This is a genomic window from Lysobacter sp. A286 (assembly GCF_054052105.1).
On the sequence record NZ_JBSVRJ010000005.1, the window covers coordinates 1 to 17,186 of the forward strand.

The window sequence follows — 17,186 nt, forward strand, 5'->3', positions numbered from 1 at the left end:
TTTTACCGCTGCCCCGTCGCGCTGTTGCTGCGTCGAGCCGACCATCTTAACCGGTTTTCACAGCACGTCAACACCTCGTGAACCCCGCAACCCCTCAACCCGCTCCGCCGCCCTGCTCACCTCTCGGCGCGGCCGCGTAGTCTGCACCAGTGGGGATGAACAGGGAAGCGGTCGCGAAACCGCTCCCGCTATCAGGCCGCAACCAGCCGTACCCGCGCGAAGGTCCGCTTGCCCACGGCCAGAACACCCTCGAAGCCCGGGGCGAACATGCGTCCCGCGTCTTCCACCACCTCGCCATCCACCCGCACCGCCCGCTCCTTGAGCTTGCGATTGGCCTCCGAGTTGCTGGAGGTCAATCCGGCGGCGGTCAGTGTCGCGGCAATGCGCAGCCCTTCAACCGGCACCACCAGGTCCCGAAGCGGTAACTGCGCGGTATCCCCCTGTCCGCGAACCACCGCGTTCCAGCCGGCGATGGCGAGATCGGCCGCGCCCGCATCATGGAACCGTGCGGCCAGCTCGCGGGCCAGTCGCAACTTCACGTCACGCGGGTTCAATTGCCCCGCCTGGATCTGCGCCTTCAATGCGGCGACCTCGGCAATCGATATCTCGAAGCTGAGCAGCTCGATCCAGCGCCACATCAAGGCGTCATCGATCTTCATTACCTTGGTGACGATTTCCAGCGCCGGCTCGCTGATGCCGATGTAGTTGCCAAGCGACTTGCTCATCTTCTGGACGCCGTCGATCCCCTCCAGCAAGGGCATGGTCAGCACGACCTGCGGCGGCTGGCCGTGGGCCTCCTGCAAGCCGCGCCCCATCAGCAGATTGAACTTCTGATCGGTACCACCCAGCTCGACATCAGCCTCCAGCGCCACCGAGTCATAGCCTTGAACCAGCGGGTACAGGAACTCGTGGATTGCAATGGAATGTTGTGCGGCATAACGCTTGGCGAAATCATCGCGCTCGAGCATCCGCGCCACGGTGTGGCGGGAGGCGAGCTTGATCATGTCGGCCGCGGTCATCCGCGAAAACCATTCCGAGTTGAAGCGTATTTCGGTCTTGTCGCGATCGAGCACCTTGAACACCTGCTCGGCGTAGGTGTCGGCATTGGCCAGCACGTCCTCGCGGGTCAGGGGCTTGCGGGTGACGTTCTTGCCACTGGGATCACCGATCATCCCGGTGAAGTCACCGATCAGGAAGATCACCTGATGACCGAGGTCCTGGAACTGCCGCAGCTTGTTGAGCAACACGGTATGACCCAGATGCAGGTCCGGCGCGGTCGGGTCAAAGCCGGCCTTGATCCGCAACGGGCGGCCAAGCTGCAGGCGGGTAACCAGCTCGTCGCGTTTCAGCAGCTCGTCTGCGCCGCGCTCGATCAATGCCAGGGAGGCATCCGGGGAGGGTGTGGGTTGTGCAGACACTAAGGAGTCTCGCTGGCTGGATCACGACCGAGTTGCAATCACGATCATAAATGTGAAATAACTTGCCGATCGGGAATCCCTTGGGGAAAACCCTATTCAGCTCAAGGGTTTGACGCATACTTCTCGCGTCCTTATCGTAACGCCGTGACACCGCCTTCACACACTCGCGCGCAGGTAGCCTCCGAATGACAGCACCAGATTCCGGTCCAGATCGGCGCCAGCGCCTGAAAAAGCTTCGCGAAGCCGCCCTCTACCGACCGGTCCTGGCCCGACACCTGTCCGACGGATTCAACGGTCGCTGGACACGACGCCAGTGGATGCAGGCAAGCCTGTTTGCCACCATCGGCATGCTGGTAGGCGCAATCGTACCCGGGTTCGGCGACCTTGAGGTTGGCACTTCACAAGCGCCGCGGCATCTCACGGCGCTGCCGTTGCCACCGCTGACGCTGAAGCAGGCACACGCCCACGCGGAGGACGCATGGCAATTGGTGCAGGTGCAATCGGGCCAGACCCTGGGCGCGCTGTTCCAGCAGGTTGGAGTGCCGGCCAGCACCATGTACCGGATCCTGGACCTGCCTGATACGAAACCGGTATTGACCCGGCTGCGCCCGGGCGCGGAGCTTGCCTTCGAGCTTGGTGCCGACGGTGCACTACGCGGATTCCGCTATGACCGGGACGCCAGCCATCGCGTCGAGCTCAGCCTGGACGGTGAACAGATCGAACAGACGGTGATCAAGCGGCCCAGCCAGCGCCGCAGCACCGTGGCTACAGGCGAGATCAGCAGCTCGTTGTATGCCGCCGCACGCAAGGCAGGCCTGTCCCCGAACTCGATCGCCACTCTGACCGACGAGATTTTCCAGTACGACATCGACTTCACCGATGCACAAAAGGGCGACCGTTTCAGCGTTGTCTACGACCAGATCTGGCGCGAGGGCGAGCGCATCGGCAACGGCGACATCCTCGCGGCGACCTTCACCACGGGCGGCAAGACCTATTCCGGCTTCCGCTTCGAGCGCGATGGCAACATCGGCTATTACACCGCCGATGGTCGACCGCTGAAGAAGGCCTTTATCCGCATGCCCATTCCCTATGCGAGGGTCACGTCGGGATTCACCACGGCGCGCAAACACCCGATCCTGGGACGCACCCGTGCCCATCAGGGCGTCGATTATGGCGCCGGCAGCGGCACCCCGATCATGGCCGCCGGCGATGCCCGGGTGAAGTTCGTCGGCTGGAAAAGCGGCTATGGTCGCACCGTGGTACTGGACCACGGCAAGGGCTACACCACGTTGTATGCGCACATGTCGCGCTTCAGCAAATACAAGAGCGGCGCGAGCATCAAGCAAGGCACGGTGATCGGCTATGTCGGCAGCTCCGGGCTGGCGACCGGCCCGCACCTGCACTACGAGTTCCGGGTCAACGGGGTTCACCGCAATCCGCTGACCGTGACCATGCCGCCGCCCGAACCATTGAAGGGTGCCGCACTGGTCGCGTTCCGCGCCCAGACCGCACCGGCACTGGCCCGGATTCGCCAGGTCGAGGAACTGCTGGAGGGCAACGCACGGGTTGCTTCCACGGAGGCGCGTTCGCCCAAGCCAACGGCCGGGGCCGACCAGAAGGCTTGAGTCCAGATGGCAACAAGCACCCGGACGGGCTCTGCTGACCCAGCACCGGCCGCGCTGGACAACAACCAGCTGTTCATCGGCTTGATGTCGGGCACCAGCGCCGATGGCATCGATGCGGCATTGGTCCGCTTCCACGGCTCCGCCTGCTCCCTGCTGCTGGGCCGCACCTATCCCTGGGACGCTCGGGTACGCGCCCGACTGGTTGCACTGGGCCAGGGCGGCGCGGCGCAATCGGTCGAAGAACTTGGCACCCTGGACGTGCAGGTCGCGGAAGCCTTTGCGGACGCTGCGGTGCAACTGGTGAGCGATGCCGGCGTCGCGCCATCGGAAGTACGCGCCATCGGCTCGCACGGACAGACCGTGCGTCATCGCCCGAACGGGGCGCTGCTCGATGGCAACCAACCCTTTACCTGGCAACTCGGCGACGGCAACCTGATTGCCGAGCGCAGCGGCATGACCACGGTGGCCGACTTCCGCCGCCGCGACGTGGCGGCCGGTGGCCAGGGTGCGCCATTGCTGCCCGGCCTGCATGCGGCGATGTTGCACTCGCCCTATGAGGACCGTGCGGTTCTCAACCTGGGTGGAATCGCCAATTTCACCCTGTTGCCCGCCGGTGATCCAAGCGCAGGCGGCAAGAATGTCCGCGGCTTCGACACCGGTCCGGCGAATGCGTTGATGGACGCCTGGTGCGAACAGGAGCTGGGCCAGCCGTACGACGCGGGCGGCGCGTTCGCCGCGCGCGGAGCGGTCGACGTCGCGCTGCTGGAACGTTTGCTGGCCGACCCCTGGTTTGCACTGCCACCACCCAAGAGCACCGGACGCGAGCAGTTCCATCTGGGATGGCTGCTGGGCCGACTGGCGGGCACGGAACGGCCCGAGGATGTCCAGGCGACCTTGCTGGAGCTGAGCGCGGCCACCATTGCCGGTGCACTGCTCACGCTTCAGCCGGAAACCCGGCGGGTGCTGGTTTGCGGCGGCGGCGTACACAACGCTCGCCTGCTCCAACGCATCGGGGCGCGGCTACCGGGAATGCTGATGGAGTCCACCGCCGCGCATGGGCTAGACCCGGATTTCGTCGAAGCGATGGGGTTTGCCTGGCTGGCTCGACGAACCCTTGCCGGTCAACCCGGCAACCTGCCCAGTGTCACCGGCGCGAGGGGTCCGCGAGTACTGGGCGCAATCTACCCTGCCGCTTGAGGGAGCGCGTCACCCGACGCCTTGACCGGCGCCCCACCACGACCGTCATCAAGCGCATCTGTCGCGGCGTCCACTTCCGCGCCGGAAGGCCCAGCACGGCCGATCAGCGAAAAGCCCGGATCGTTGTCGATCTGCTCCAACGCCATGATCGCCGCCTGCAGCGCATCGGCGTCCGAGTCATCAAACCCCGAGCTCATGGCTGCCTCGCAGGCAAACAATCCGTGTTCCAGTAAATGGATAAGCGCCTGCTTCTGGCTCCAGCCGTTTGCGCTGGCCACCCGACGGATGCGCTCCACCAGAAACATGTCGATATCGAGTAGCACGGTTTCGCTCATGACAGCCTCCTTCGACACGGTAACGCCGTGGCCCGATCTTGCGTGAACGCGTACCGCCAGGGACTCCGGATCATCGTGCCGTCAATCCCTGGATTCGAACAAATGGGTATGCCGCCACAGCCAGGCCAGCAACAACAGGGTCGGCACGATCGATAGCGAACTGAACACGAAGAAGCCGACGTAGCTCCATTTCTCGACCATGAAACCCGACATCCCGCCGATGATCTTACCCGGCATGTTGGCCAGTGAAACGAGTAAGGCGTACTGGGTTGCCGTGAATTCCCGACTGGTCAGCCCCGACAGGAACGCGATCAGCACCACGCCGGCATATCCCAATGCCAGATTGTCGCCGGACAACGCTGCCACGAACGCCCAGGTCTGGCTGGGGTTCATGGCCATCAGCAGGTACAACAGGTTTGACAACGACAGTCCCAGCGCGCCAATCAAAATGGAACGGCGCAGGCCCAGCGCCGCCACCGACAGGCCGCCCAGAAACGCGCCGGCAATCCCGATCCAGACCCCGTACAACTTCGAAACCGTCGCGATCTCGGCCTTGCTGTAGCCGGTGTCGATATAGAACGGTCCGGCGACCACGCCGAGCATCTGGTCGGGCAACTTGAACAGGCCGACGAACACCAGCAGCACGATCGCGACCGCCACCCCGTGGCGGCGGAAGAACTCATTGAACGGGCCGACGAAGGCCTCGCCAAGACTCTTGCGCTCGCGCACCTGGATCTGCTCGGGCTCGCGCGCCAGCAGTGCCGCCAGCAGCGGCAACAGCAACACCGCGGCCATGGTCAGGTAAGCGATCCGCCAGCCGCTGAACTCGGCGATATACAGCGCGCCCGCGCCCGACACGATCAACCCGATGCGGTAGCCGAGCGTATAGGTGGCGGCCAGCGCGCCCTGGGCGTGGACCGGTGCAATCTCGATCCGGTAGGCATCCACCACGGTGTCCTGGGTGGCGCCGGCAAACGCGGTCAGCGCGGCCAGGCCGACAAAGGTGGCCAGTTGCACCGGCCCGGTGAAGGCCATCCCGGCCAGGGCCGCGATCAGCACCGCGATCGCCAGCACTAGCCAGCCGCGGCGCCGGCCAAGCACACCCAGCAACGGGGCGTTCCAGCGGTCGATCAACGGCGCCCACAGGAACTTGAACACGTAGAACATGCTGACGTAGCTGAGCAGGCCGATCGTGCTCAGCTCCAACCCGTACTCGCGCAGCCAGATCGACAACGTGTAGCCGACCAGCAGGAACGGCAGGCCACACCCAAATCCCAGGAAAAACATGGTCCCCGCCGATGGCGTGCCAAACGCGGCCAGGATGCCGCGCCAACCCTTGGGCCTTGCCGGAGCCGGGGCCGCTGCGGCGGCGTTCAACCCAACTCCCCGCGGTAGTCCACGACGAATGGCGCGTGATCGGAGAACCGCGGCTCACGCAGGATCGAGCAAGCCTGCACGCGCGTCGCCAGCGCCGGCGTCACCAGTTGGTAGTCGAGCCGCCAGCCCACGTTGTTGGTATAAGCCGCGCCGCGGTTGCTCCACCAGGTGTAATCCTGGCCCTCGGGGTGCAGTGCCCGGTAGGCGTCGGTCCAGCCAGGGCGGTCGTCCTGACCCGGCCCGCACAGGCCATTGAGCCACTCACGCTCCGGTGGCGTGCAGCCGGAGTTTTTCTGGTTCGATTTCCAGTTCCGGATATCCAGAGCGGTGCGCACGATGTTCCAGTCACCGCACAGCACGTAGTCGCGCCCGCTGGCGAGCCACTCGTCCAGCGTTGGCTGGAGCCAGTTCATCACCTCGAACTTGAAACCCTGGCGCAGCTCGCCCGAGGAACCCGACGGGATGTAGAACGACACCACGCTGAGGTTGCCAAAACGCGCCTCGATGTAGCGCCCCTCCTCGTCGAAAGGCGCCCAGCCCAGCGCGGTACGGACCTCGTCGGGCTCACGCCGGCTGTAGATCGCCACCCCGCTGTATCCCTTTTTGGTGGTCGCATCGCGAAAGAAGGCACGATAGCCATCGGGCAGGAAGGCCGGATCCAGTCCGTCGGGACCGTGAAGCTGGTGCTCTTGCGCCTTGGTCTCCTGCACGCACAACACGTCGGCGTCCTGTTCGCGGAACCAGTCGAAAAAGCCCTTGCGGGCCGCCGAGCGCAACCCGTTGGCGTTGAAGCTGATGATGCGCAAGGTGCGCTCCGCGATGGGGGATTAGCGATCATAACAATGCCGCCACGGCACGCGCAGCACCACGTCCCGGCGGTGAAGGCCAACGGGTGTCTTATCATCGGTTGCATGCACGAGCCGGCCGACATCCAGGTGGTGGTGGCCGACGCCACTCACGTCGCCGCGATACGGAGCCTGCGGGTCGCCCCGGGGCAATCGGCGTTTGTCGGTGACATCGCCTTCAACCTGGCCGATGCGCAGCGTGATCGGCTCAGCGATGCAATGGCGATCCTGCACGCGGGCCAGCTGGTGGGCTTTTATCGACTCGATCGCGCGCCGCACGCCGTCACCGGTCGTCGCCTCGACCGGCCACACCTGGGCTTGCGAGCGTTCGTGATCGATCGCCAGTATCAGGGCCGGGGATTGGGTATACGCGCCATCCGGGCGTGCTGCGCCGATGCATTGCGGCGCTATCCGCAGCGTCGACTGTTGGCGTTGACGGTGAACTGCGACAATATTGTCGCCCTCGCCGCGTATGCCCGCGCCGGGTTTCGTGACACCGACGAGCTCTATCCCGGTGGCCCCGCGGGACCTCAACAGCTGATGCTGTGTCATTTGGACGAACTCGCCACCGATCCACCCTCCCTGCCTGGACCCCGCTGACCATGACCGACCACCGCACCCGATTCCTGCAACTTGGGTTGCGCGTAGACGCGCTGCGCTTCGGTGAGTTCACGCTGAAATCCGGTCGCGTCAGTCCGTACTTCTTCAATGCCGGGCGGTTTGATTCCGGTGCCTCGATGGCCACGCTGGCCGGCTGCTACGCCGACGCCATCGATGCCGCGGGGATCGAGTTCGACCTGATCTTCGGGCCGGCCTACAAAGGCATTCCGCTGGCAACGGCGGTGGCCTGCGAATACGCCCATCGTGGGCGTGACCTGCCGGTGGCCTTCAACCGCAAGGAGCCCAAGGCCCACGGCGAAGGCGGCAGCCTGATCGGCGCTTCGATGGAAGGCCGGCGGGTGCTGGTGATCGATGACGTGATCACCGCCGGAACCGCGATCCGTGAAGCGCTGGGCATTATCGACCGCGCCGGCGGCACGACAGTCGGGATCGTGATCGCACTGGACCGGCAGGAAGCCGTGGACCCGACGCACAGCCGACGCTCGGCGGCACAAACTGTCGCTGTGGAGCACGGCCTCCCGGTCGTCGCGGTGGCCAGCCTGGACGATCTTCTTGCCTTGGTGAGCGAGTCTGGGGCGCTGGGCGACCAGCGCGAACGCCTGTTGGCCTATCGCGCACGCTACGGCGGCGGCACGGACGACTGAGCTGCGGGGCGCGCGGTTTGGCCCGACTCTTGCGTTACCTGTTAGGTGATAGCGACAGGTGCTGCCCCGACATGAACAATCTTCCGCCCCGATCCATTACCCAGGCGCTCGCCGTCGTCCTGCTGTTGGCGGCCGCGCCGGCGCTGGCCCAGAAAACGGAAGCCAAGAAGATCTATTGCTGGCAGACCGAAACCGGCAAGGTCTGTGGCGACGCGCTACCCGCCAGCGCGGTCGATAACGCCCGCACCGAGTTCAGTGTCAGCGGCATGGCGACCAAGCAGGTGCAACGTGCGCCGACCGAGGCGGAACTCAAGGTCGCCCGGGCGCAAGCCTTGCTTGGCAAGGAGGCAGCGCGCGTCAACGCCTCGCAGGCCCGCCAGGAAAGCGCCATGGTGGCGTCGTTCGCCACGGAAGTGGAGCTGGAGCAGAACTTCAAGAACCGCATCGAGGTGATCGAGTCGAACATCGAGACCTCCCGGATCGGGATAAAGAGCACGCGGCGGAGCCTGCTGAACCTGTTGCAGCGGGCAGGACAGGCGGAACTGGCGGAAAAGCCGGTCGCCAAAACGCTGGCTGGCAACATCCTGAGCCAGCACCAGGCGCTGCGCGGACACCAGCAGTTGCTGGAGGCACGGCAACTTGAACTCGGCACGATCGACGAAGAGCTCAACGCCGCACTGGCCCGCTATCGCGAACTGAAGCCAGCGGGCGCTGCCGGATCAGAAGGGCAGCTCGAGGTCCTGGTTCACCGTCAGTAGCTTCTCCCGGAAGATGCCCTTGATCCGGGCCATCGCCGCCTGGTTGTCGGCATCGAAACGCATCACCAGCACCGGCGTGGTGTTGGAGGCGCGCACCAGCCCCCATCCGTCGGGCCAGTCAACCCGCAGGCCATCAATGGTGGTCAACCGCGCGGCATCGAAACTGGTACGGGCAATGAACTGATCGACGAACGCGTGCGGGTCATCGTTGGGCGCGGCGACCTTGATCTCGGCCGTGGCAACGCCATCGGGCAATGCATCGAGCACGTCGCTGGGACGGTCGGCTTGTCCACCCAGGATTTCCAGCAGGCGGGCGGCCGCATAAATGCCGTCGTCAAAGCCGTACCAGCGCTCCTTGAAGAAGAAGTGACCGCTCATCTCGCCGGCCAGCTCGGCCTGGGTCTCGCGCATCTTGGCCTTGATCAGCGAATGGCCGGTCTTCCACATCAGCGGGCTGCCGCCGTGGCGCAGGATGTAGCCTGGCAGTCGGCCGGTGCACTTCACATCGAAGATGATCTGTGCGCCCGGGTTGCGCTCCAGCACGTCGGCGGCGAACAGCATCAACAACCGGTCGGGGAAGATGTTGTGGCCGTCACGGGTGACCACTCCCAGCCGGTCGCCATCGCCATCGAAGGCGATGCCCAGGTCGGCATCCAGCCGCTCGACCATCTGCACCAGGTCGGCCAGGTTCTGCGGCTCGCTGGGATCGGGATGGTGGTTGGGGAAGGTGCCGTCGATCTCGCAATACAGCGGCACCACCTCGGCTCCGATCGCCGTGAGCACCTTCGGCCCGAGCTCGCCGGCGACGCCATTGCCGGCGTCGACCACCACCTTCAGCGCGCGATCCAACTGGATGTCGGAGGCGACCCGCCGGACATAGTCATCATCGATGGTGCGCTGTTCCAGGCCGCCTTCGACCGGCGCGACATGCAGCCGGTCCTCGGCAATGCGCGCATACAGGTCAGTGATCGCCTCACCCGACAAGGTCTCCTCGCCGACCACAATCTTGAAGCCGTTGTAGTCCGGCGGGTTGTGGCTGCCGGTGACCGAGACGCAGGAGCCGGTCTTCAGGTGATAGGCACCAAAATAAACCAGTGGCGTGGGTGCCAGACCGATGTCGATCACATTGCGGCCCGCCCTGCGCAACCCCGCGATCAACCCGGTGACCATGTCGGGACCGGACAAGCGCCCATCACGGCCCACCACGATTTCTTCCAGATTCTTGTCGTGCATCAACGAGCCAATGGCATGGCCAATCAGCTCGGCTACGCCCAGGTCAAGGCTCTGGCCGACAACGCCGCGGATGTCATAGGCACGAAAAATGCCCCGATCCAGTGCTACCGGCGCGCAAGCGCTGCCAGCAGTCGTTGTCGTTGCCGTGGCGGCATCGGTATCCGGGGAAACGTTCTCCCCCATCGATTCGGCCAGGGTCAGCGCCGACTCCCCGGAATCGTCCTGATCGTCATTTCCCGCCGCCTGGCGCCGCGCCACTATCGCCGGCCCGCGCCAGCACAGCACACCCAGCAATGCCAGCAAGCCGGCGAGGATGCCGCAACCCAGCGGGTCCAGGCCAAATGGCGCAGCGGCAACGCGCGGGGCGGCGGCGGCGATGCGCAGATCGTTGCCCGGCACCTTGACCGCCAGAACCTCGGCGCCGCCGGCCAGGCCGACGTCACCGCGTTCAACAACGTTGTAGTTTCCCTGGCGCAGCGCCAAGTAGGTGTCATTGGCCACCGATACCGCCGCCAACGGCGCGGTGAGCCGCTCCAGTGGCAGGTAGACCAAAGCCACGGCAACCGGCTCGCCGCCACGATTTACCGGCGCCGCCAGCGCCAGCCGGTTCTTGCCATCGCCACGAATGACAGCATTGACCGGCTGGTCCTCCGCCAAAGCCGACTCCAGCACCGCCAGACGGCCGTAGCCCCCTTTTGGCAGGGCGGCGTAGCCGGAATCAAGCGCCGGTTTTACCAGCGCCGCGTCGCTGGCGCCGGGCCAGTCCTTGACCAGTAACTCGGCCGCGTGATCGAGTTGGCCGGTTGCCACGGCGGCCGCCAGCACCGGGTCGGCCAAGCGCTGGGCGAAGCGCTCCCGCTCGGCCGCCAGCGTGGCCGCTGTCGCCTGTACCGCCGTGTCGCGCGATTGTTCCAGCGCCATCCGGCGGTTGGCGTCGCCATGCTGCTGCCAGCCACTCCAGGCAAACCACAGCGCCAGCAGCGCGCAGACCCCGGCCACCAGCGGCAAGAACGGCTTGAGCGGCTCCAGCGACAGCTCGGGCCGGGTAAATTTCATATCGACCATGACTTCCCCTTCAGTACCACGCGAGTGCGCCTAGCGGACGCCGGTGTGGCCAAAGCCACCGGTTCCACGGACGCTGTCGCCGGATTCATGCGTTGCGAATTCATCCACCACCTGCAACTGCGCCCGCACCACCGGCAGGACCACCAGCTGGGCGATGCGATCCCCAGGCGCGATCGTAAAGGGCTGATCGCCCCGATTCCAGACGCTGATCATCAACGGCCCCTGATAATCGGCATCGACCAGACCAGTGCCGTTGCCCAGCACTATGCCGTGTTTGTGGCCCAGCCCGGAGCGGGGCAGGATCACCGCGCACAAACCGGGGTCGCCAATGTGGATAGCCAGGCCCGAAGCGACCAGCGCTGTGTCGCCCGGCAACAGGGTGAGCGCGTCGTCAAGCGCCGCACGCAGGTCCAGACCGGCGCTGGCGGGGGTGGCGTATTCGGGCAGTGGCCAGCAATCGCCAAATCTTGGGTCAAGAATCTTCAGTTCCAGGCTGTGGTGCATCAGATATTCCGGGATGTCTGTGGGGCTGCTGTCTGTGAGGGTGACGTCGGCAACTGCCTGACGATCAGGTCCAGCAGGCGTTCGGCCAGTTCGTGCTTGGATGCGGTGCCCAATGGGCACTCAAAGCCGGCGCCGTAAACGACCAGGGTGTTCTCGTCCGCCGCGAAACCCGAGCCGGGCACACCGACCCGGTTGGCAGCGATCAGGTCCAGTTGCTTGTCGACCAACTTGGCGCGCGCATGGCGCTCGACATCATCGGTCTCGGCCGCAAAACCGACCAGCAGGCGGGGCCGCAATGGACTTCCCGCCAGGTCGGCCAGGATGTCCCGGGTTCGCACCAACTGCAGGGTCAATCCTTCACCGCCGGCTTGCTTCTTGATCTTTGCCGTGGCGACGTGCGCGGGGGTGAAATCGGCGACGGCGGCGGCGGCGACATACACCTGCGCCGGCAAGGCCTGCATCACCGCAGCGTGCATTTGCGCGGCCGAGCGTACGTCCACCCGGGTGACCTGGGCCGGGGTTGGCAGCGCCACCGGTCCGGCGACCAGGGTGACCTGGGCACCACGACGAGCGGCGGCGGCGGCGATGGCAAAACCCATCTTTCCGCTACTGCGGTTGCCCAGGAAGCGCACCGGATCGATGTCCTCATAGGTGGGGCCCGCGCTCACCACGACATGACGCCCCACCAGCGTCCCGGGGCTCACGCTGAGGCCCGGGCCAGCTCGGCGACGATTTCATCGGGCTCCAGCAAGCGACCTTCGCCCACCTCGCCGCAGGCCTGGTCACCCGCGCCGGGGCCCAGAACCATCACCGAGCGTTCGCGCAGGGTTTCAACGTTGGCCCGGGTCGCCGCGTTCGCCCACATCAGCCGGTTCATGGCCGGTGCGATCGCCAGCGGCGCATCGGTTGCCAGGCACAGGGTACTGACCAGGTCGTCGGCAAATCCATGGGCCAGCTTGGCGATGATGTTGGCGGTGGCCGGTGCGATGAGTATCCGGTCGGGCCAACGCGCCAGCTCGATATGACCCATCGCTGCTTCGGCGGCCTCATCCCACAACGACGTGCGCACGGGACGGCCCGAAAGCGCCTGGAAAGTGGCTGCGCCAACAAACCGCCGGGCATTGTCGGTCATCGCCACCTGCACCTGCGCGCCGGATGCACCGAGCCGGCGGACCAGCTCCGCCGCCTTGTACGCGGCAATGCCGCCGCACACGCACAGCAGGATCTTTTGTCCTTGGAGCGCTGACACGTTGGGGAAATTCCTACCGTGGGACCAAGGCTTAGCTTACCCGACGCGAAGGGCGGTTCCGATGTCAGGCACCGGGACAATGCGGCACGGTGAATGCGCCCCGAAGCGGGGACGGAAAAGGGTTCCGTCCCCGCTTCACTTTTTCAGCCTTCGAGGCCACCCATGCATATACGAGATTGGCCCGCCTCCGAGCGCCCACGGGAGAAACTGCTGGCACGCGGTGTCGGGGTGTTGTCCGACGCGGAGCTGCTGGCGATCTTCCTTGGCTCCGGCCTGCGCGGAAGCGACGCGGTGACCACGGCGCGCGAACTGTTGACCGCGCATGGGCCACTACGCGCCTTGCTGGAGCGCGCACCGGCGGAACTGGCAAAGCTTCCCGGGTTGGGCCCAGCGCGCGCGTGCATGCTGGCGGCAGCATTGGAGCTGGGTCACCGGCACCTGTCGGGGGAACTGGAGCGCGGTATCGCACTCAGTGATCCGCAGGCAGCCGGCCGCTACTTCGCCCAGCGCCTGCGCGGGTTGCCCCACGAGGTATTCGCGGCCCTGTTCCTCGATACCCGGCATCGGGCAATCGCCTTCGAAGAGTTGTTCCGGGGCACGATCGACGGCGCCGAGGTACACCCGCGCGAAGTGGTGCGGCGGGCGCTGGCCCACAACGCCGCGGCGGTGATCGTCGGCCATAACCACCCCAGCGGGAATCCCGAGCCCAGCGCCGCCGACCGCGCGGTGACCGCCCGCCTCAAACAGGCGCTGGCGCTGGTCGATTTGCGGTTACTGGATCACTTCGTCATTGCCGATGGCCCGCCGGTATCGCTGGCGGCGCGCGGCTGGGTCTGACGGCAGGGCAGTGATGGGATACAGGTGAACGTCGGCAACGCGCCGACGACACGCTCAATTCCGGGTAAAATGACCGGTTCTGCCGCCTTTCCAGAGTTTTCGTGAAAACCACCCTCCGCGCCCTGGTCATCCAAGCCATCGAAGCGATGCGTTCCGCCGGCAGCCTTCCGGCCGATCTGGAAACACCCGACTTCGTGATCGAACGCCCGAAGACGCGCGCGCAGGGTGATTTCTCGACCAACGCGGCGATGTTGCTGGCCAAACCGGCAAGAGCCAATCCGCGCGCGATCGCACAAGCGATCGTGGAGGCACTGCCGGCCAGCGCCGACATTGCCAAAGTCGAAATCGCCGGTCCGGGGTTCATCAACTTCCACCTCGACGAGGCGGCCTGGCGTCGCGAGCTCGGCGAGGTGTTCCACCGCGGCCAGGCCTATGGCCGCAACGATTCCGGCAACGGCCACCACGCCGGAGTGGAGTATGTGTCGGCCAATCCGACCGGCCCGCTGCACGTCGGTCATGGCCGCGCGGCGGTGATCGGCGATTGCATTGCCCGGGTACTGGATGCCAACGGCTGGGATGTCGCCCACGAGTACTACTACAACGATGCCGGCGTGCAGATCGAAAACCTGGCCTTGTCGGTCCAGGCACGAGCGCGTGGCATCCAGCCGGACGACACCGACTGGCCCGAAAATGGCTACCGCGGCGACTACATTGCCGACGTGGCACGTGCTTACCTGGATGGCGCCGGCGTAGAGCTGGACGGCCAGACCATCACCGCCGCGACCGACCCCGACGACCTCGCCGCGATCCGCAGCTTCGCGGTTGCGTGGTTGCGCCGTGAGCAGAACGACGATCTGCAGGCCTACGGCGTCAGCTTCGACGTGTACTTCCTGGAGAGCTCGCTTTACTCCGACGGCAAGGTCGCCGAGACCGTCGCCGCCTTGACCGCCAACGGCCACACCTATGAGGAAGGCGGTGCGCTGTGGCTGCGCAGCACCGATTTTGGCGACGACAAGGACCGCGTGATGCGCAAGTCCGACGGCAGCTACACCTATTTCGTGCCGGACGTCGCCTACCACTTGAGCAAGTGGCAACGTGGCTATGAGCGCGCCATCACCGAGCTGGGCGCAGACCACCACGGCTCGCTGTCGCGTGTGCGTGCCGGGCTGCAGGCGCTGGATCTGGCCATCCCGCAGGACTGGCCGGAGTATGTCCTGCACCAGATGGTGACGGTGATGCGTGGCGGCGAAGAGGTAAAGCTGTCCAAGCGCGCCGGCAGTTACCTGACCCTGCGCGAGCTGGTCGACGAGGCGGGCCGCGACGCTACCCGCTGGTTCCTGGTCGCGCGCAAGCCCGACTCGCAGCTGACCTTCGACATCGATCTGGCACGCAGCCAGTCACTCGACAACCCGGTGTACTACGTGCAGGTGGCGCATGCGCGGATGTGCGGGCTGATGCGCCAGCTGGACGAGCGCGGGTTGTCGTTCGACCGCGAGGCCGGACTGGCGCTGCCGCTGGACCTGGATGACGCCGCCACCCACGAGCTGGTGGTGACCGTACTGCGCTATCCCGACGTGGTCGACAGCGCCGGTCAGGACCTGGAACCGCACCAGCTGGCCATCTACCTGCTGGAGTTGGCGCAAACTTTCCAGTCGTATTACAACGGCCACCAGTTCCTGGTCGACGATGCCGACCAGCGCAACGCTCGGCTGGTGCTGGCAATGGCAACGCGGCAAGTATTGGCCAATGGACTTGGCTTGTTGGGCATCAACGCCCCGGAGGTAATGTAGGTGGCAGCACGACGTGGCAAGACACAGGCGCGGCGCAACCAGGGCAACAACGGCTTGCCGGGCTGGGCATGGATGGTACTGGGCATCGTATTGACCATCGCGGCAATCGCGCTCGCGCCCAAACTGTTGAAGTCGGATGGCGATGGCTTCTTCCGTCCCCAACCCAACCCGGATGCCCGTCCGGCACCGGTTGTCAGTGGCGGCGATGAGGCCGCTCCGGCACAGTCAGGCGCCGAAGGGGAACCCGCCGTCAACGACGGTGGCCCCAAGTACGATTTCTACACGCTGCTACCGGGCAAGGAAGTGGCCGTCAGCGACGCCGAACTGGCCGCCACGGAGCGTGCCGAAGCCGCACGCGCCGCCGCCCTGCTGCGCGGAGAGCAACCTGCCCAGGTCGTCGTCTCCGCCAATCCCGACGCCGCCGACCTCGCGTTGCCAACCCCCGTTGATCCGGCGCCCCAACCCGCGACGACGGCTCCCGCGACGCCGTCGTCCGCAAGCCAACCCGACCGCGACACCGCTTCAGTCGCCGCACCCAAGCCGACCACCGCGACTGCCGTCGCCGATGGCGTCCGCTATTTGCTGCAGGCCGGCGCCTTCCAGGGGGCGAGCCAGGCGGAAGAGCTCAAGGCACGCATCGCCATGGTTGGCTTGAGCGCAAGAGTCGAGCCGGCCCAGATCAATGGCCAGACGATTTATCGCGTGCGCATGGGCCCCTACGACTCCGCCGGCGACCTGGCGGATGCCAAGCGCAAGTTGGGCAACAGCGGATTGCCGGCCATGGCGATCAAGGTCAAGTAGACCCCGCACCGCCGCCGGGCGCGGTCAGTCGCCGCGCTTGAGCTTTATCAATACCGATGTATCGGCATCCCCGTGTCCGCGTTCGGCCAGGGTGGTGTAGTCGGCCAACGCCAGTTCCAGCGTCGGCAGGCGGACTCCTGCCTCGCGTGCGATATCGCGAACGATGCGCAGGTCCTTGAGCATGTGCGCGCTCTTGAAACCTGGGGCAAACTCCCCGCGCAGCATGGTCGCGCCGCGCTTGTCGAGGAACCAGTTGCCGGCCGCGCCCGCCATCAGGGTCGGCAGCAGGCGCTCGGGATCCAGGCCGAGCTTCTCGCTCAACGCCAGCCCCTCGCAGACCGCTTCGTTGATGCCGGCCACCAGCACCTGGTTGACGGCCTTGGTCGCCTGTCCGGCACCGGTATCGCCCATGTGGCTGATCCGGCTGGCGTAGGCCTGCAGCACCGGTTGCACCGTCTGGAAGTCGGCCTCCGTGCCACCCGCCATGACCGACAGCTTGCCGTTGCGCGCACCTTCAACACCGCCCGACACCGGCGCGTCGATAAAGCCAATCCCCTGCGCCTGCAAGGTGGCCGCTGACCGCCGCGCCGTCTGCACCGACACGGTGGAATGATCGACCACCACCGAACCGGGCCTGAGCACTTGCGCCAGTGCGTTGACGTTTTCCAGCACGTCGGCGTCCAGCGACACGCACAGCGCGACCACGTCGCAATCGGCGAAGTTGTCGGCCGAGCGTGCGGCACGGATACCCAGTTCGGCGGCCAGCGCATCGGCCTTCGCCTGGGTGCGGTTGCCCACGGCGGTCAGCAGGCCGCGTGAGTGCAGGTAGCGCGCCATCGGTGCGCCCATCGCGCCGAGGCCAATAAATCCGGTTTTCATGCAGTTCC

Annotated in this window: 15 protein-coding genes and 1 pseudogene; 8 read left to right on the plus strand and 8 right to left on the minus strand. The window is 65.8% G+C overall.

Annotated features, from left to right (window positions below; all coding sequences use genetic code 11):
• Positions 1–191 precede the first annotated feature (191 nt).
• Complete coding sequence (gene tyrS / locus ACW7G0_RS13315; RefSeq protein ID WP_456990343.1) at positions 192–1,418, minus strand: tyrosine--tRNA ligase; 1,227 nt, start codon at positions 1,416–1,418, stop codon at positions 192–194.
• A gap of 185 nt (positions 1,419–1,603) precedes the next feature.
• On the opposite strand from tyrS, the gene ACW7G0_RS13320 reads away from it, so the two are divergent.
• Both ACW7G0_RS13320 and ACW7G0_RS13325 read left to right on the plus strand, forming a co-directional pair.
• A complete protein-coding gene (locus ACW7G0_RS13320; RefSeq protein WP_456990345.1) occupies positions 1,604–3,043 on the plus strand; it encodes a peptidoglycan DD-metalloendopeptidase family protein in 1,440 nt (479 codons plus the stop codon).
• Positions 3,044–3,049: 6 nt separating this feature from the next.
• Positions 3,050–4,240 carry an anhydro-N-acetylmuramic acid kinase gene (locus ACW7G0_RS13325; protein ID WP_456990347.1) on the plus strand — a complete coding sequence of 397 codons (1,191 nt, stop codon included), beginning with the start codon at positions 3,050–3,052 and terminating at the stop codon, positions 4,238–4,240.
• Here ACW7G0_RS13325 and ACW7G0_RS13330 read toward each other — a convergent pair.
• The 3 genes from ACW7G0_RS13330 to ACW7G0_RS13340 all read right to left on the minus strand — a co-directional run bounded on the left by ACW7G0_RS13330 (position 4,225) and on the right by ACW7G0_RS13340 (position 6,758).
• Positions 4,225–4,575, minus strand: coding sequence for a hypothetical protein (locus tag ACW7G0_RS13330; protein WP_456990348.1), 351 nt, complete (start codon positions 4,573–4,575; stop codon positions 4,225–4,227). The genes ACW7G0_RS13325 and ACW7G0_RS13330 overlap by 16 nt on opposite strands.
• An 81-nt stretch (positions 4,576–4,656) precedes the next feature.
• Positions 4,657–5,952, minus strand: a complete 1,296-nt coding sequence (locus tag ACW7G0_RS13335; RefSeq protein WP_456990350.1) for an AmpG family muropeptide MFS transporter — start codon at positions 5,950–5,952, stop codon at positions 4,657–4,659.
• On the minus strand, positions 5,949–6,758 hold the full coding sequence (locus tag ACW7G0_RS13340) for an exodeoxyribonuclease III (protein ID WP_456990352.1): 810 nt from the start codon (positions 6,756–6,758) through the stop codon (positions 5,949–5,951). The genes ACW7G0_RS13335 and ACW7G0_RS13340 overlap by 4 nt, the downstream gene beginning before the upstream one ends.
• 105 nt (positions 6,759–6,863) lie before the next feature.
• Between ACW7G0_RS13340 and ACW7G0_RS13345 the strand changes: the two genes are divergently transcribed.
• The 3 genes from ACW7G0_RS13345 to ACW7G0_RS13355 all read left to right on the plus strand — a co-directional run bounded on the left by ACW7G0_RS13345 (position 6,864) and on the right by ACW7G0_RS13355 (position 8,820).
• A complete protein-coding gene (locus tag ACW7G0_RS13345; RefSeq protein WP_456990354.1) occupies positions 6,864–7,397 on the plus strand; it encodes a GNAT family N-acetyltransferase in 534 nt (177 codons plus the stop codon).
• A gap of 2 nt (positions 7,398–7,399) precedes the next feature.
• Complete coding sequence (gene pyrE, locus ACW7G0_RS13350) at positions 7,400–8,062, plus strand: orotate phosphoribosyltransferase (RefSeq protein WP_456990356.1); 663 nt, start codon at positions 7,400–7,402, stop codon at positions 8,060–8,062.
• Positions 8,063–8,133: 71 nt separating this feature from the next.
• A complete protein-coding gene (locus tag ACW7G0_RS13355) occupies positions 8,134–8,820 on the plus strand; it encodes a hypothetical protein (protein ID WP_456990358.1) in 687 nt (228 codons plus the stop codon).
• On the opposite strand, the gene ACW7G0_RS13360 is transcribed toward ACW7G0_RS13355, so the two are convergent.
• From ACW7G0_RS13360 to coaBC, 3 genes and pseudogenes are all read right to left on the minus strand, one after another.
• Positions 8,782–11,109 (minus strand): phosphomannomutase/phosphoglucomutase, encoded by a 2,328-nt coding sequence (locus ACW7G0_RS13360; RefSeq protein ID WP_456990449.1) that lies wholly within the window; start codon positions 11,107–11,109, stop codon positions 8,782–8,784. The two genes, ACW7G0_RS13355 and ACW7G0_RS13360, sit on opposite strands and share 39 nt — an antisense overlap.
• Before the next feature lie 39 nt (positions 11,110–11,148).
• On the minus strand, positions 11,149–11,622 hold the full coding sequence (gene dut / locus ACW7G0_RS13365; RefSeq protein ID WP_456990360.1) for a dUTP diphosphatase: 474 nt from the start codon (positions 11,620–11,622) through the stop codon (positions 11,149–11,151).
• Positions 11,622–12,871, minus strand: a pseudogene (gene coaBC, locus ACW7G0_RS13370) (bifunctional phosphopantothenoylcysteine decarboxylase/phosphopantothenate--cysteine ligase CoaBC). Before coaBC ends, dut begins: the two are co-directional and overlap by 1 nt.
• 162 nt (positions 12,872–13,033) lie before the next feature.
• Here coaBC and radC point away from each other — a divergent pair.
• The 3 genes from radC (at position 13,034) to ACW7G0_RS13385 (ending at position 16,299) form a co-directional block, all read left to right on the plus strand.
• A complete protein-coding gene (gene radC, locus ACW7G0_RS13375; protein ID WP_456990362.1) occupies positions 13,034–13,708 on the plus strand; it encodes a RadC family protein in 675 nt (224 codons plus the stop codon).
• A gap of 101 nt (positions 13,709–13,809) precedes the next feature.
• Entirely contained in the window at positions 13,810–15,498 is a 1,689-nt protein-coding gene (argS, locus tag ACW7G0_RS13380; RefSeq protein WP_456990363.1) for an arginine--tRNA ligase, read from the plus strand.
• A complete protein-coding gene (locus ACW7G0_RS13385) occupies positions 15,499–16,299 on the plus strand; it encodes an SPOR domain-containing protein (protein WP_456990365.1) in 801 nt (266 codons plus the stop codon). It begins immediately after the preceding gene.
• A 24-nt stretch (positions 16,300–16,323) separates the two neighbouring features.
• Here ACW7G0_RS13385 and ACW7G0_RS13390 read toward each other — a convergent pair whose 3' ends face one another.
• Positions 16,324–17,178, minus strand: coding sequence for an NAD(P)-dependent oxidoreductase (locus ACW7G0_RS13390; RefSeq protein WP_456990367.1), 855 nt, complete (start codon positions 17,176–17,178; stop codon positions 16,324–16,326).
• Positions 17,179–17,186: the final 8 nt, after the last annotated feature.

Bases quoted from the DNA above. Each gene is read 5' to 3' on its own strand.
- ACW7G0_RS13320 (WP_456990345.1), top strand. From the start codon at position 1,604: ATGACAGCACCAGATTCCGGTCCAGATCGGCGCCAGCGCCTGAAAAAG.
- ACW7G0_RS13325 (WP_456990347.1), top strand. From the start codon at position 3,050: ATGGCAACAAGCACCCGGACGGGCTCTGCTGACCCAGCACCGGCCGCG.
- ACW7G0_RS13330 (WP_456990348.1), bottom strand. From the start codon at position 4,575: ATGAGCGAAACCGTGCTACTCGATATCGACATGTTTCTGGTGGAGCGC.
- ACW7G0_RS13345 (WP_456990354.1), top strand. From the start codon at position 6,864: ATGCACGAGCCGGCCGACATCCAGGTGGTGGTGGCCGACGCCACTCAC.
- pyrE (WP_456990356.1), top strand. From the start codon at position 7,400: ATGACCGACCACCGCACCCGATTCCTGCAACTTGGGTTGCGCGTAGAC.
- ACW7G0_RS13355 (WP_456990358.1), top strand. From the start codon at position 8,134: ATGAACAATCTTCCGCCCCGATCCATTACCCAGGCGCTCGCCGTCGTC.
- ACW7G0_RS13360 (WP_456990449.1), bottom strand. From the start codon at position 11,109: ATGAAATTTACCCGGCCCGAGCTGTCGCTGGAGCCGCTCAAGCCGTTC.
- dut (WP_456990360.1), bottom strand. From the start codon at position 11,622: ATGCACCACAGCCTGGAACTGAAGATTCTTGACCCAAGATTTGGCGAT.
- radC (WP_456990362.1), top strand. From the start codon at position 13,034: ATGCATATACGAGATTGGCCCGCCTCCGAGCGCCCACGGGAGAAACTG.
- ACW7G0_RS13390 (WP_456990367.1), bottom strand. From the start codon at position 17,178: ATGAAAACCGGATTTATTGGCCTCGGCGCGATGGGCGCACCGATGGCG.